The 358-nt window shown below is 67.6% G+C and carries 1 protein-coding gene; it reads right to left on the bottom strand.

The window, feature by feature from the left end; translation table 11 throughout:
• The coding region (locus EN851_RS34615; RefSeq protein WP_210234957.1) for a hypothetical protein at positions 1 to 321 on the bottom strand (321 nt) is incomplete at its 3' end.
• Positions 322 to 358: the final 37 nt, after the last annotated feature.

The following is a 358-nucleotide window of genomic DNA, read 5'->3' as shown; positions in this document are numbered from 1 at the left end:
GCTCGCAAGGCCTGCACCCGTCGGAACCTTTGGCCCATGGCGATCGACGTGCCGGGCAGAGGCCCAGCGGGTGAAGGTGGCGCCAGCACCCTGGGCCAGCAGTCCAAGCATGATCGCGCCACTGCTCGCCTCGGGATGCGCCAGTGGAAGAATGGTGACGGCAGCGCCGACGAGGATTGCGCCGCAGGCCAAGGACGTCGCCGGGATGGCAACGAGGCGCCACGCCGGCATCCTGTTGTCGCCGTCATCATCACGGCTGATATCGACCGGAAGTATGGCGGTGGCCGCGAGTGCGATAACCGCCAGGCCGCTGCCTCCCAAGGCTGTCGCGGACGGACCTAGATGAGAGAGGACCCAC

The organism is Mesorhizobium sp. M8A.F.Ca.ET.208.01.1.1, from assembly GCF_004791315.1.
In the GTDB taxonomy this organism is placed as follows: domain Bacteria; phylum Pseudomonadota; class Alphaproteobacteria; order Rhizobiales; family Rhizobiaceae; genus Mesorhizobium.
Note: the sequence above shows the minus strand (reverse complement) of the source record. Positions and strands in the feature narration are given on the sequence as shown.